This window comes from Pseudoalteromonas sp. T1lg76 (assembly GCF_002964725.1).
Taxonomy (GTDB): Bacteria; Pseudomonadota; Gammaproteobacteria; order Enterobacterales; family Alteromonadaceae; genus Pseudoalteromonas.
In genome coordinates this window covers 25,742-40,800 of sequence record NZ_PQCE01000030.1, presented here as the reverse complement: position 1 = coordinate 40,800, position 15,059 = coordinate 25,742, and the positions used below count along the sequence as shown (strand labels likewise).

Here is a 15,059-nt window from a genome sequence, read left to right as displayed (position 1 = left end):
CTACAGCCCGCATTTTACAGACTGTTTTTAAGATACGCGGTGAACGCATCACCTAAATCAGGGTGTTGCTGGGCATAGCGCACAAACGCCTTGAGATAACCCAGCTTATCGCCACAATCGTGGGAGAGGCCGCTCATACGAAACGCCTCTACCGGCTCTTGCTCAATAAGCATATCGATGGCGTCGGTGAGTTGAATTTCCCCACCCGCGCCAATGGGCGTTTTCTTTAATAGCGGCCAAATATTATGAGATAGCACATAGCGACCTACCACGGCCAGGTTTGAAGGCGCTTCTTCCACCTTAGGCTTTTCCACCATGTGTTTGATAACGGCACTTTCACCTGGTTCAATTTGAGCACCATTAATATCAGCAATCCCGTACTTGCTTACGTCCTGCGTAGCTACCGCCTCAAGCATAATTTGGCTGGTCTGAGTGTCTTTAAAGCGTTTGATCATGGCGGCCAGGTTTTCAGTGCGTTGATCGGCGCTGAATTCATCGAGGATTACATCCGGCAAGATCACCGCAAAGGGATTATCGCCGACAATTGGTCTAGCACACATAATGGCATGGCCCAAACCTTTTGCTTCGCCTTGGCGTACATGCATTACAGTTACGCCTTCTGGGCAAATAGAACGCACCTCATCAAGCAACTGGCGCTTCACTCGCTTCTCTAGCGTTGCTTCTAATTCAAAACTGGTGTCGAAGTGGTTTTCAATGGCGTTTTTTGAGGAATGTGTTACCAACACTATCTCTTTAATACCCGCGCGCACGCATTCATTAACAATATATTGAATCAGTGGCTTATCTACCAAAGGCAGCATTTCTTTAGGGATGGCTTTGGTTGCCGGTAGCATGCGGGTGCCCAAACCCGCCACTGGGATTACTGCTTTCATCGTATCATCTAAATCCGTTTTATAATTTTACAAATATACCGCATAAGAAGACGGCCAGACAATGGAGAATACTAACACTTCATGAGGAAACTCACCATATTAACCGCCCTGTTAGCTTCAAGCTTTGAGTTAAGGGTGAAATGGTGTAAAATTTGTCTGCTTTTAGGGTTACGAAAAAGGGAATTGAAGAACCCAAGGTGTATACCCAAATGGATTAATAGTTTCAGGATATAACATCATTTATGAGTTTTAAAGCGAGTAAAGTTAACATAAGTAATGACGAAACCGGCTTGCATATTACCACCAGTGACAAGGCAGAGCCTCATTTAGAGATTGTAGACAATATGACTCTTGATAATCGCGCTGTTTATGTCTACTGCCCTAAGGAAGACGAAAGCCGACTCATTAAAGTGTTAAGTCGCCATAGTATCTTTAACTTTAAAGTAAATAATTACAACACTAGGGACTTTCGAGGTAAAACCCTTTGCCACTACCGCAGCGCTAACCTAACTGAAGAGCAACAATCCTACCTAATCGCAGCTACTGAGTTAGGTGCTTGGGTAGAACCATTAGTCAGCTTTTTAGATCGAAAGCTGGGGTATACAGAAGTTGAGATTTTACACAGCGGCTACTTTTTACATCAAAAAGCATTTTCTATCTTATCTAATAAAAGAAGCTTTAGGATTAAGCGACTTATTGACTTAGCCTTTGTATTTTTACTCTCGCTAATTGCGATTCCAATCGGCCTAATCACAGCATTAATGATCAAATTAGAGTCTCCTGGCCCAGTCTTTTATAAACAAAAACGTACCGGTAAATACAACAAAGAATTTAACGTGATCAAATTCCGCTCAATGCGAACGGATGCTGAAAAGGGTGGTGCAAAATGGGCTACTAAAAATGATGCCCGCGTTACCAAAGTGGGCAAGTTTATTCGAAAAACGAGAATTGATGAGCTACCGCAATTGATCAATGTGCTTAAAAATGAAATGTCCATGGTCGGCCCGAGACCAGAACGCGAAGTTTTTATTTCAGATTTAGAAAAGGCAATCCCTTACTACCGCTTTAGACATGCGGTGAGGCCGGGAATTACAGGTCTTGCTCAAGTGAAGTACCCTTATGGTGCATCCACAGAAGACGCTATTTGGAAGCACAAATACGATATTTACTACATTAAACACCAATGTTGGCGTATGGATTTAAAGATTTTATTACTGACCATCAAAACAGTGCTCTTTGGGATGGGACGTTAGTCCCATCCCATTTTGGAATGCTAAAATGAATCTTTCCACTCTCCAATTGGCATCGGAGTTACTTTAGCACCCCTAGAAATCGAGCTAGTGAGGGGCATTTTGTACGCAAAATCCCCTTAACTGCATAATGAACAAAATAATACGTGGAACGAATAAACCCCAACTTCTCAATATGGCGATACAAATACCAGTTTTCTTGCGCCATCTGAGCTTTTTTTCCTGAGCTTTGAGAAGCATAAACCCTGTATTGCGCTAGCACATCCTGATAACCATAAGCAAAATCTACTTTTTTCAAAATACATAGCCAAGTCGCAAAGTCCTCGCGTTTTGTATTCAATGGCATATAAACTTTACCAAGTCGGTTTGTATCATAAATTGCAGTTAGGCAACCTATCACGCAAGTTTTTAATAAGTTATTATAATCGACTTTTTCAGGAACTCCCACACGGCCAAAACAATTTCCGGCCTCGTCCACTTTTTCGTATGCTGAGTAACTAAAAGCAATATTATTTGATCGCATAAAATCAATTTGCTTCTCAAGCTTATATGGCAACCAAAGATCATCACTATCTAAAAATGCAATATAACGACCTTTAGCATTGGAAATTGCTTTATTCCTTGCCACAGAAACACCTGCGTTCTCTGCTTGTTGAATTAACTTTATTCTTGGTTCAGCATCTATCAATGGAGCTAGTACCGATAAAGAACTATCTGTTGAAAAATCGTCAACAATAATTAGCTCCCAATCCGTTAACGTTTGTTGAATAACAGATTGAACTGTTTCCTCTAAAAATGATGCTGCGTTATACAGCGGCATAATAACTGAAACTAAGGGCATAATTTCTATCCTAGATATTATTTTTTATTGTTGATGTAATAAAGCGAAGAAAATCATCCTCTCTATCTTCCCAAAAAATATCAGGCTCATATTTAGAATAGCTTTCTTTCAATAAATTAGATTTTGAAAGAAGCTCCTTCCGAATATCAGAAACATTATATTCATCAATTAAAATGACATTATTCGATCTGTTTTTCAGATCTTTAGCCATCATTGTTTCTTTTGAAAAGATAGGAACCTTAGAAAAGTAAGAACATTCAAAGTATTTATTTGAAATTGCATAGAGCGCATTAAAATCTTTTGTCGGATATGCAGCCCATACAAAATCAACTGACTCGTATATGTTAGGCAAGTCCGCTAATTGGTATTTACCAAAAAACGATACCTGCTTATCCATTTCTAAATCGCTAACACGTTTTTTTAAATTTTCGAGCTCAGGACCATCACCATAAACTAAGAAATGAATATCCGTTCCTTGAATCGCTTCAAGTATATTTTCTAAAATATTAAAATAACGAACAACACCAATCCAAGCCACCGAAACACCATCGATAGATATAGGAGCATGAAAGTAACTTTGATTCTGCTTTAATCCATTCTCAAAAGTTACTTTTGAAGGGTAGTTTTCAAACACATAAGTAGTTAATTTTTCGCTATATAACCCTTTAAAATAACGAGATGCCAGCACTGTCACTTGAGTACTTCTCAACAAGTAACGCTCAAGTACTCTCAAACCATTTAGCACAAGTTGATTATTTGATGTCGGTAAGTCTAAGCAATCATAAATAACATCTATTTTCTTATTTAAAAATTTTTTTATTAGTACTGCACAAAGTAAAGAATCCCAATGACTGGCAAAAATCACTTCAGCTTTTTCAGTTTTAATAACTTTATAGCAATGCTTTATGAACTTGGGTAGTGAAAGCAACTTTTTTAGCTGATTACCATACTTAAGATTGTTTTGTAATACTCTAGCGTCCTCGGGGATTTCTTTTGTATATTCCCCGCGATTCCATGCTGAGACAATCACATCAAACTTTCTAGCCAAAGTGCTCTTAAAACGCGCGGTTCTGCTATTGATAGGCCAAGTGGTATCTATAAAAACTATTTTTTTCATGACTCTATTATTTTAAATAAAATTCATAAGGTTCAGCAGCCAATATGATTGGCATCGAATACAATGAATACACCAAGATAAATAAGGTAGTTGCCATCCGTTTGATTGATGTTTTTTGATAATCTGCATCATTGTAAATTTTGGCTAACCAGGGGATGACTATCACACCCAACAGTAAAAAGTAGTAACTTATTCGCCAGGCAAGGACCGTTACATCAGATAGCGAAATCATCAAAAACATACCGAGAATATAAACTTTAAAATAATCCTCATTAAAATAATTACTTAGCCACCTTCTAGCCCTATAAATAAGAAAAACAACCAAAAAACCTAATAAAATGCGCGGATCATAAAGAGGCATAGGGTAACCATAATCAGAGGAATTAAGGTATATACTAATAAAAGCTGCAACCTTCTCGAAACCAATTAAAGAAAAAGCTTGAATCACCATAGAAAAGGGACTAAAAAAAACAAAGAAAAGCGCAGAAAAAGACAGCATTAGCAACAGTGTTTTTAATTGAAAGCGAGTCAAGAATATTACCAAAAGAACCAATGCAGAGGTATGAAAAGAAAATGCCAATAAAAAGTAAAGGATACTTTTATAATATTTTTTATGAATAAACGCTATAAAAAAAAGCAAACCAAAGGCTGCGGCTACGGAGGTTCTTGCCGTATGCATATTCATGCTTAGAAAATAAGGAAACCAAACCAATAAGGAGAGCATTTTATAAGGTGAATACTTATAAATAACATAAAGCACAATCCCGCCTGAAAGCAATGCCATCACAGCGATAATAAACTGGCCGTCAAAACCGATCGCATTACCTAAATAGGATAAAAACCTAAAACCAAATTCAACATGAACTGTAGGGTCAACTACCTGCTCCCAGTTTTGAATATTTCCATACAGCCGCAAGTAAGCATCATAATCACCTTTACCGACCCCTCCTAGACGAAACGCAGAAAACACAAGTAACGAAAACGCAAGTATAAGAAACACTAGGTTCTCATACTTAGATTTATCAAATATGGTACCGATTGATATCTCGACTAGAAATAGCAGATAAGGTATCATTTTGCGTGTTCTTTAAGAAAATCTAAAATACGTCGGCTGGCTAAACCATCACCATAAGGGTTAGTCGCCTGACTCATGGATTGATATAAGGCCTCATCATCTAACAAACGCTGTACTTCATTGACAATAATGGCTGCATTTGTGCCCACCAGCTTGACTGTCCCAGCATCTACGGCTTCCGGGCGTTCCGTAGTATCACGCATAACTAAAACTGGTTTTCCCAGACCAGGTGCCTCTTCCTGTACACCGCCACTATCTGTAAGTACCAGATAACAACGCTGCATTAAATAGACAAAAGGCTCGTACGACAGCGGGGCAATTAAATGCACATTAGTTAAATTACCCAACAAACGTTTAACAGGTTCTTGTACATTGGGATTTAAATGGACAGGGTAAATGAAGTGTACATCAGGGTTTTGTTGCGCCAGCTCCCCTAATGCCTTGCATATATTTTCAAAACCTTCACCGAAGTTTTCACGTCGATGCCCGGTTACAAGCACATAGCGACTAGCTAGTAATTCAGATGCCAGTCCCGCACTGGTTAATGTACTCAATAACGAATCTTTTAATTGTGTTGAATTTTCAACCTTTTGATTAACCCAATGCAAAGCATCTATCACTGTGTTACCGGTAACCATAATATCTTTTTCATTGACTAATTCGGCAAGTAAAGCCTTTTGATTACGCGACGTTGGGGAAAAATGCCACTTAGCCAATCGACCAGTGAGTACTCTATTTGCTTCTTCAGGCCAAGGTGATAAAAGATCACCTGTACGTAACCCTGCCTCAACGTGGCCAACCGGAATTTGTTGATAAAAGGCAGCTAAGGTTGCTGCAAAACAAGTTGCGGTATCACCATGAACTAAAACGAGATCTGGTTTTTCTGCTTTCAAAACATCACGTAACCCCAACAAAATACCACTAGTAATATCGTATAAATCCTGCCCTGATCTCATTAAATTCAATCATAATCAGGTGTAATATCAAAAAGTGTCAAAACCTGATCAAGCATTTCCCTATGCTGAGCAGTCACCACCACCTTAGCCTCAAAAAAAGCGTCTTCTTCGAGAGCTTTAACCAAAGGAGCCATTTTTATAGCCTCTGGTCGCGTACCAAAAACTGATAAGATTTTCATCGCCATTAATTAACCCTTAATTATCCAACGATATTTTGAGATATTTTTCTTTCCCACAGTGCCAATGAGAAATCTTTTTTTATTTTATTATATGCTGCCTCTGACATTTCTAAGTATTTATCTTCTGGCATTTTTAAAGCGCATTCTAACGCTTTAGTTAAATTGTAATCCTTCGCAACAATCCCACTTATGCCATCATCAATTAGCACCTCATAACCGTCACCAGGGTATACGATCGGAACTAAACCAAAGGACATAGCTTCCAATAACGCATAATTAGCGAGGACAATATCAGCAGGAAGGACAAAAAACTTGAACTCCTTCATCACATCTTTGATGTTATTCACAAAACCATAAGTGCGAACACTCTCATCCAAATCCAAATTTTTAAAATGATTTAAAGCCTTATCTGAGTAATGGACACCTCGGGGGGCATAGACATCGTTTGATATAGAATTAAAGCCATATATTGATGCTGAAAATGAAGCACCTTTATTTTTCAACTCATTGAAGGAGTCTATAAGCTCAATAACATTCCTTTTTTCAATGACTGCATTTGCGTATAAAAAATCCCCCGCCCTATTAAACCCACCAACAAATTCACCTACAGGGACACAGTTGTAGATCGAAATAACTTTAGTCAAAAGATGTGGATTTATTGCTCTAATTGATTCTAAATGATGATGCTCTTTCGCATATATATGATTAGCAAAGTTTAAAGATAACCTAGAAAGCCTCATTTTGGCATAAGTTAAAAACCTAGTCACCTTGGATGTTGCGTTCGTATTTTGATTATCACCAACAAGCTCCCAACCTATTAGCCAATACCTGACATTTATACCCAAAGCTCTTGCTGTTATTATGTAAAAAATTGTGAATATGGAGTAATCGTAACAATCTATATTTTTAGGTTTAAAATCTTTAAGTGCTCGAAAGTAACTGAGGAACCTACCCCAACGCCCCCTACCTGAAAAATAAAAAGTACCGTTCACCTCCCCATTAAAATCTTCTTGGCTTGAATTTAGTAAAACCTTAGGCTCTATACCCGACTTTTTATAAGAATCAACCAAATATTGATATTTATGTGGAAAAAAAGGTAATCCTACTATAAGTACTTTCTTCATTAACTTAACTTCTATGTAACTCTTTAACTATTCGTATCGAAGCATTTCCACCGCCATATAGCTGTTTTTCGTCAACAACTTTCCGGCCAAGATGGCGATTGGCGGCATCGATTATTTTTACTGTATCAGCACCAACAAGCTCATTTGCACCAATGTCGATTAACTCAACCCATTCAGTTTGATCACGCATAGTTACACAAGCTTTTTTAAAGAAAAATGCTTCTTTTTGTACGCCACCGCTATCTGTCAAAACTAACTGGCAATGCTCTAATAACCAAAGCATCTCAAAGTAGCCAACGGGATCAATCAGGTGAACATCCAATTGCAACCCCTGTTGAACAATTAATTTTCGGGTTCGAGGGTGCAAGGGTATTACAACAGAAGCGACTTCCTGGTGTATATAATTTAGAGCATCAACAATATGTTTAAGTCTAACTGGATCATCAGTGTTCTCAGCACGGTGTAATGTAGCAAGGATAAATTGCCTAGGAAGATCATTTATAGGGGGGACTGCTTGCTCAGCAAATAATATGGCTGCATCTTGCATTACATCCCCAACTTGTAAAGTTTTTATTGGTTTATCGCTAACACCTTCATTTTTCAAATTTGAATCGCAGTATCTGTAGGGCAAAAGAGAATATCACTTATTTGATCAGTCAAAATACGATTTATTTCTTCAGGCATCTGCATATTAAAGCTCCGCAACCCTGCTTCGACATGCGCGACTGGAATATGTAATTTAGTAGCAGCAAGTGCTCCTGCAAGTGTTGAATTAGTATCACCATAAACCAGTACTCTATCAGGTTTATGTTGTAATAGGGCTTGCTCTATTTCTATTAGCATACGCCCCGTCATCTCTCCATGATTGCCGCCGTGAATATCTAACTTAACATCAGGGCGAGGTATATTTAATTGATTAAAAAAAACATCTGACATATTGACATCAAAATGCTGCCCTGTATGTAAAATAACTTCTTCAATACCACCTGTTTTTTTAATCTCACGAGAAACAACACTCGCTTTAATAAATTGGGGCCTCGCACCAATAATAGTAAAAATCTTTTTCACAAAACACCTTATTTTTTAATATTAGAGTTTTTTATTAATTCAATAATTGACAAAAAACTTCCTTTAAAAAGAAAAAAACCGCCAATCAAAAAAAATAGCGACAAAGAAATACCTATATATTCAGACTTAAAAACAAACCCATTAGCAATCAGAAATATCAGAATAATGGAGGTAACAATATAGCTCTTTGTATTTCTCAAATTCACCCAAACTAATGAAGAAAGCTCCAGCCGAAGTATAAAAAACACACCGAAGGCAATTGAGGTTGAGACGGCGGCCCCCAAAGCTCCATAGTTCGGAACAAGTAAATAGTTTCCTGTAAAGTTAATCACCATAGCCGTAACAGATGCGTACATTGAAAGTTTGGTTTTTTTTACAATTGTAATTCCAACGGCTTTTATTTCTGACAGGGTGTAAAGGAGAGGGTGCAATAAACAAAGAGGTAACAAATACGCTATCGCTTCATACTCTTGCGGTAAGAATAAAGGAGTGACCCATGAGAATGCCACAGATAGCATAGTTGTGAAATAAACTATTGCTAAAAAATGCGATGAAGCATTCTCAAGCTTATCTATATCAACTTTATCCTCATGCACCCATTTATAAATCAAAGGTGCCCAAATTAGATTAAAAATCCCAGCAAAAAGAGTTGCAACCCCCGCAAAGCTCATGGTTACAGAGTAGACGCCCAGTTCAGCTAAGGTTGATAGATAACGTAAAAACAGTTTATCCATTACATTTAAGCCCCATACGGCGATGCCAGCAATAACAAGCGGCAAACCAAAATGCAGGCTTCTTTTCAATAGTTCGATGTCTAGCGGTGATGATATAGCTTCCCGCCAGTCCTTTTTGGTATTCCACATAAACACTAATAACACAATAACTATTGATAAGGTGTGGGCACTTACCAAGGTTATTGAAGAGCTGCCTGTATTCAGACATACAGCGGCAACTATAAATAGTAAAAAGAATACTTTTGGCAGCAATTGCGCCATAGAGAATGCTAAAGAGCGTTCTTGCATACGTAAAATTAAAGAAAAAAATCGCGAAAGCAAGGCCGCTAATAAACATATTAAGGTTAATAAGCTTAGATGTTCGCTATCTTGTGCGTAAAGCAATCTAGATATGAGGGTTCTATCAATAAAAAATGCAGTCGTTAACGCTCCCAGTGCGAGCAAAGCTCCTGGTAATATAGCGGCCTTAAAAAGTGTAGGCTTATTTTTTGATTCATAATATTCACGCACATAAAATTGGTCTAAGCCCAAGCAAAAAACAAGCACAAAAAGGCTCATCACTACTTGTAGCATGCTGACACGGCCCACATCTTCTACACTGTAAAACCAAGTGATAAGAGGTAACGAAATTATGCCCAGCAGACCAGAGCCAATAGGACCAACCAGATAGCCTAGAATTAGCTTTTTATTCATCTGAATTTCACCGTCAAGGCATCTTGATAGCCTAACAGTCCCATGTTATTCATTTACCTCAGAAACAAGAATCTCATCGTAGACCATCGTAAGTTGGCGTACGACAGCTTGCTCGCTGAAGTTCTTTTGGCAATACGAGCGAATATCATGAGCGTTATACCGCTGCCACTGCCCTAACATTTCTTTAAGCCCTTGATATACAGCTAAAGCATCATTTTTATCAACTAAAGTACCTACATCCTCGATAACGATAGATTCAGGCCCCCCAGAACGGGTAGATAAAACAGGCTTTCCAAGCGCCAACGCCTCTACAAGCACCACACCAAAAGTTTCATACTCACTGGTTAGTGCAAATAAATCGGCTTTTATCATTTCAGTCTTAACTTGCTCTCGCGTCAGCATACCTAAAAAGCTAACTTTGTGAGCTACACCTAAGTGTTGAGCTAAAGCGATTAAGTTTTCTTTCTCTGGCCCATCACCACCTATTACCAAGTTGGTCAATGGATATTCTCCATTCAATTGTGAGAAAGCTTTAATTAACACATCAAGCCGTTTCTTTTTATCTAGAAAACAAACATTAATAATTGTTAGCGTATCACTTCTACTTTTTTTTGGTGGTATCTCACTACTAAAAAATGAGTCGTTAACAATATTTGGGATATAGGCCCACTTTTTTGTATTAAACTGCTCATTCAATAACGTCTTAAATTCATTACTAACTGCAATACACTTACTTGCCTGACTTACAACAGGCTTTAACTCAGCGAAAACCTCTGCTGAATACAAACCTCGAGCAAACGCCGTTTGATGTTCAGTAACCACATAAGGAATATCATACTTTCCACTTAAGTAATGAGCCAGCACCCCTGCATTTAACAATGAATGTACATGTATAATATCCGGCTTACCGTGTGTTTTCACATAGTGTTGATATAATGCCTCACCTTTTTGCAAATAGCTTTTGATGCTTAGTGTGCGGCACTTCGGCGCCATATTAAAAAATCGATAACGGTAGGTATTGATGACATCATCATCTTTTTCAATCTGCTGTGACCACACATTAAAGTTAAAAATTTTTTTTAACGAGTTAATTTCAGGGAAGATCACCCCCACTTGATGACCATACTTAGAAAGAGCTATCGCTTGTTCACGAAAAAAGCTCCCCACAACGTCCCCTTTATAGCGAGGATACCAAGAAGGAAGTACTAAAATATGCGCTTTATGGTTCAAAACGATACCTCAGCCATATACCCGTGCATTGGAAGACTAAAAACTTGTGAGGCTAATCGAGAAGCAATAGGGAAGTTTTCGTCAGTGTAGCCTAGCTCCTTAAAAGCCGTTTGTTGATGCATACAGGTCCCATAATACACCATAGTCGGCACACCCTGCTCCTTATAGTTAGCCATTTCAGCATCGCGATCGTCACTGACTAAGGTATATTGAGCCCATGAGCTTACATAGCCTTCTGGAACAACAGGTATCTTGTACTTACCTGCCAACTCGCGGGAATACTTATCAGCGGCTCGATTGCGAGCTTTTAGCTCCGTTGGAAACTCTGCTAGCTTCTCCAACAGGATAGCGGCTTGAATGGTATCTAAACGGCTATTCATACCGATGCGAACGTTATCATATTTATCCGCTCCCTTACCGTGCACTCGGTAAGAGCGAAGTAATTCTGCGTACTCGTCATTGTTTGTGAAAATGGCACCACCATCCCCATAACAACCTAGCGGTTTAGCTGGAAAGAAACTGGTTGTAGCAATATCACCGAAGCTACCTGCACGCTGACCGTTTATCTCCCCACCAAAACCTTGCGCCGCATCTTCCACCAACTTGAGGTTGTATTTATCTGCAATTTTTTGCAGTGCCGGATAATTAGCGGGCAGGCCGAACAAATCAACTGCAATAATAGCCTTAGGGTTAAGTTCACCTTCGGCAATCACTTTTTGAATTTGCTTTTCCAAGTCTACTGGGCAGATATTAAAGGTGTCTTGATCAGAATCGACAAAAACAGGCGTAGCGCCTTCGTACGCTATCACTTCAGCGGTTGCAAAGAAGGTAAACGTTGGACAAAAAACTGCGTCGCCTTCTTTTACATCTAGAACCATCATTGCCAGTGTTAGCGCATCTGTGCCATTTGCACAGGTAATCACATGCTTAACACCTACATAATCTGCCAGATTCTGCTCTAGCTCTTGAACCTCAGGCCCCATAATGTATTGGCCATGTTCGAGAACATTGTGAATACGCTTATCTATTTTGCTTTTTAAGTGCTCATACTGAGCTTTAAGATCGATAAACTGCATGACTTATTCTTCTTCAATTAGCGTCAGGGTAGAACCTGATAACTTGTAGATATCACCTGTGTGGGGACAGCTTGTTTGTGCCTCGCCTTCTAGCGGCAAGTCTAACTGCTCACCATACTTGCTAATCCATCCGATTTGCTTTGCAGGTACACCAACCATAAGTGCAAAAGGCTTTACGTCTTTATTTATTACTGCGCCGGCGCCAATCAGCGAATATTCACCTAGGGTTACGCCGCAAACAATCGTACAGTTCGCGCCTAGCGTAGCGCCTTTCTTTACAAGGGTGTCACGATATTCTGTTTTGCGCTCGATAAAGGAGCGCGGGTTGTACACATTGGTGAAAACCATACTAGGGCCGCAAAATACATCGTCTTCTAAATGCACATTGTCGTATACCGACACATTATTTTGGACCTTTACATTGTTGCCTATGGTAACCTTATTTCCTACAAAAACATTTTGTCCTAAAGAGCAGCCAGAGCCAATTTTGGCTCCACCACATACGTGAGCAAAATGCCAAACGCGGCTACCTTCCCCAATTTGTGCGCCATCATCAACGATAGCGCTCTCATGCACCTGATAATCGACTGCCATTTTACAGCACCTTGTGAAGCAACGGATGCGCTTTATCACCCGCTTCAGCAATTGGCATTACACGAATGTTTTCAACGGTTTCTATAGCAACACGATTTTCATCTACGCCAAAGCCATTACCGGCAAGAATATTCTGGTAACTTTGCGTATGTAGGTCGGTAAAACCACCCGAGAATTCAAGTTCTTCATCACCAATAGTAATACTGCGATAGGTTGTTTTCTCGCCATGCACGGCATTTTCCGGCAAGTTGTTAGCATCAATAGATAAGAACCAACGAACGCGGGCACGCTCATATTGAAGATAACCACTGGCTGTTTTTTCATCGCGATAATGCACTTCGTTATGTTGAAGTTCACCAAATACAAAATGCAACATATCGTAAAAATGCACACCTATATTGGTAGCAACACCACCAGACTTATGATCGAAACCCTTCCATGACTTCATATACCACTTACCACGAGAAGTCATGTACGTTAGGTCAACATCAAAAATATGATCTGCCGAAGCTGCCGCAACCTTCTCTTTTAGGGCGATAATTGAAGGATGAAGGCGTAGCTGTAAAATTGAATTTACTTTAGCGCCGTACTTTTCTTCATAGCCTTTTAATACATCCATGTCACTCGATTCCAGCACCAGTGGCTTTTCACAAATAACATCTATGCCATTTTTTAGAGCATATTTCATATGCGGGGCATGTAGGTAGTTAGGGCTACAAATCGCGATGTAGTCTAGCTTGTTTCCTTGCATTTCTTGGTCTTCCACAAATGCCGTGAAATCTTCAAATTCGGTAAAGAATTCAGCATTTGGAAAATGACTATCCATGATACCAACTGAATCATTGATATCCATGGCAACAACAAGGTCGTTTCCGGTATCTTTGATAGCGCGAAGATGGCGAGGTGCGATGTAACCAGAAGCACCAATTAAAGCAAACTTTTTCATGTTAATCCTTACAATCTGATATCTGACTGACCTACCGGTAGCACGTGCTTGACGTCATATAACACGTGGTTTTCTTTACCTAACTTACGCAAGGCAGCCATCCCCATTTCTTTAAACTCACTGTGATCCACCGCCACCACAACACCATCGTAATAGCTTTCTTTAAGCTCTTTGATAAGCTCAAGGTTGTATTCGTGCTGAACCTCATCTGGACTAGCCCAGCGATCATATACATCCACTTCCATATTGAAGTCTTGTAGTTCACGAACGATATCTATGATCTTGGTATTACGCACGTCAGGGCAATCACCTTTGAAAGTAAAACCAAGTACCAACACCTTAGCTTCATCAATGTGAATCTTTTGGCTAGACAGTTTTTTCACCAACTGAGTAGCAACATATTCGCCCATACCGTCATTAATACGCCGTCCAGCTAAAATCACTTCGGGTCGATAACCTACTTCCTGTGCTTTATGAGTCAAGTAATAAGGGTCAACACTAATGCAGTGGCCACCCACAAGGCCTGGCTTAAACTTTAAGAAGTTCCACTTGGTTCCAGCTGCATTTAAGACTTCCTCGGTATCAATGCCAAGGCGGTTAAAGATCTTCGCAAACTCATTAATGATTGCGATATTTAAGTCTCGCTGGGTGTTTTCAATAACTTTAGCCGCTTCCGCTACCTTCAGTGAACTGGCCTTATGAGTTCCTGCTTCAATGATTGAGCCATAAAGGTTATCGACAAAATCAGCAACTTCCGGCGTAGAACCGGAAGTAATCTTCATAATCTTAGTGAGGGTATTCACCTTGTCACCTGGGTTTATACGCTCAGGAGAGTAACCCGCAAAAAAGTCTTCATTAAACTTTAGACCCGAGACCTTTTCGATAATAGGAAGACACACTTCCTCTGTAGCGCCAGGGTACACGGTTGATTCATAAACAACCAGATCACCTTTATTAACTGCATATCCCAGCATTTCACTGGCTTTTTGTAATGGGGTTAAATCAGGTGCATTACTATCATCAATAGGTGTAGGAACTGTAACAATGTATATATTGCAGTCTTTTAAATCTTCGCGTTTACAAGAGTACGTCAGGTTTGTAGCACTAGCGAGATCTGTATCTGATACTTCTAGAGTAGAGTCATGGCCAGAAAGCAACTCATCAATACGGGCCTGATTAATGTCAAACCCAAGTACCTGATAATGCTTACCGAATTCAACAGCAAGAGGTAACCCTACGTATCCTAGGCCGATAATAGCAATTTTACTATTCTTTAAATCCAT

At 39.4% G+C, this 15,059-nt stretch carries 12 protein-coding genes and 2 pseudogenes; 1 reads left to right on the top strand and 13 read right to left on the bottom strand.

Translation table 11 applies throughout. The features are described 5' to 3' along the window. Window positions 1-14: 14 nt before the first annotated feature. Window positions 15-893: a UTP--glucose-1-phosphate uridylyltransferase GalU gene (galU, locus tag C2M35_RS11210; RefSeq protein WP_105265358.1), complete on the bottom strand. Its 879-nt coding sequence runs from the start codon at window positions 891-893 to the stop codon at window positions 15-17. 344 nt (window positions 894-1,237) lie between these two features. Here galU and C2M35_RS11205 point away from each other — a divergent pair, with 344 nt between their 5' ends. Next, window positions 1,238-2,146: an exopolysaccharide biosynthesis polyprenyl glycosylphosphotransferase gene (locus tag C2M35_RS11205; protein WP_234000055.1), complete on the top strand. Its 909-nt coding sequence runs from the start codon at window positions 1,238-1,240 to the stop codon at window positions 2,144-2,146. A 58-nt stretch (window positions 2,147-2,204) separates the two neighbouring features. Here the strand turns inward: C2M35_RS11205 and C2M35_RS11200 are convergent, their stop codons facing one another. The 12 genes and pseudogenes from C2M35_RS11200 to tviB all read right to left on the bottom strand — a co-directional run bounded on the left by C2M35_RS11200 (window position 2,205) and on the right by tviB (window position 15,059). Continuing rightward, entirely contained in the window at window positions 2,205-2,984 is a 780-nt protein-coding gene (locus C2M35_RS11200) for a glycosyltransferase family 2 protein (RefSeq protein ID WP_105265356.1), read from the bottom strand. Window positions 2,985-2,994: 10 nt separating this feature from the next. After that, window positions 2,995-4,101 (bottom strand): hypothetical protein, encoded by a 1,107-nt coding sequence (locus C2M35_RS11195; RefSeq protein ID WP_105265355.1) that lies wholly within the window; start codon window positions 4,099-4,101, stop codon window positions 2,995-2,997. 7 nt (window positions 4,102-4,108) lie between these two features. Next, window positions 4,109-5,101 (bottom strand): EpsG family protein, encoded by a 993-nt coding sequence (locus tag C2M35_RS11190; protein WP_158677969.1) that lies wholly within the window; start codon window positions 5,099-5,101, stop codon window positions 4,109-4,111. A 71-nt stretch (window positions 5,102-5,172) separates the two neighbouring features. Continuing rightward, a pseudogene (gene wecB / locus C2M35_RS11185) lies at window positions 5,173-6,311 on the bottom strand (non-hydrolyzing UDP-N-acetylglucosamine 2-epimerase). Window positions 6,312-6,331: 20 nt separating this feature from the next. Then, window positions 6,332-7,435 (bottom strand): glycosyltransferase family 4 protein, encoded by a 1,104-nt coding sequence (locus tag C2M35_RS11180; RefSeq protein ID WP_105265353.1) that lies wholly within the window; start codon window positions 7,433-7,435, stop codon window positions 6,332-6,334. A gap of 4 nt (window positions 7,436-7,439) precedes the next feature. Continuing rightward, a pseudogene (wecB, locus tag C2M35_RS11175) lies at window positions 7,440-8,503 on the bottom strand (non-hydrolyzing UDP-N-acetylglucosamine 2-epimerase). 8 nt (window positions 8,504-8,511) lie between these two features. After that, window positions 8,512-9,930, bottom strand: a complete 1,419-nt coding sequence (locus C2M35_RS11170; RefSeq protein ID WP_105265352.1) for a lipopolysaccharide biosynthesis protein — start codon at window positions 9,928-9,930, stop codon at window positions 8,512-8,514. Window positions 9,931-9,975: 45 nt separating this feature from the next. Beyond that, complete coding sequence (locus tag C2M35_RS11165) at window positions 9,976-11,160, bottom strand: glycosyltransferase (RefSeq protein ID WP_105265351.1); 1,185 nt, start codon at window positions 11,158-11,160, stop codon at window positions 9,976-9,978. Beyond that, window positions 11,157-12,236 (bottom strand): DegT/DnrJ/EryC1/StrS family aminotransferase, encoded by a 1,080-nt coding sequence (locus tag C2M35_RS11160; RefSeq protein WP_105265350.1) that lies wholly within the window; start codon window positions 12,234-12,236, stop codon window positions 11,157-11,159. The genes C2M35_RS11165 and C2M35_RS11160 overlap by 4 nt, the downstream gene beginning before the upstream one ends. Window positions 12,237-12,239: 3 nt before the next feature. Then, on the bottom strand, window positions 12,240-12,830 hold the full coding sequence (locus C2M35_RS11155) for an acyltransferase (protein ID WP_105265349.1): 591 nt from the start codon (window positions 12,828-12,830) through the stop codon (window positions 12,240-12,242). A gap of 1 nt (window position 12,831) precedes the next feature. Then, window positions 12,832-13,776, bottom strand: a complete 945-nt coding sequence (locus C2M35_RS11150) for a Gfo/Idh/MocA family protein (RefSeq protein WP_105265348.1) — start codon at window positions 13,774-13,776, stop codon at window positions 12,832-12,834. 8 nt (window positions 13,777-13,784) lie between these two features. After that, on the bottom strand, window positions 13,785-15,059 hold the full coding sequence (gene tviB / locus C2M35_RS11145) for a Vi polysaccharide biosynthesis UDP-N-acetylglucosamine C-6 dehydrogenase TviB (protein WP_105265347.1): 1,275 nt from the start codon (window positions 15,057-15,059) through the stop codon (window positions 13,785-13,787).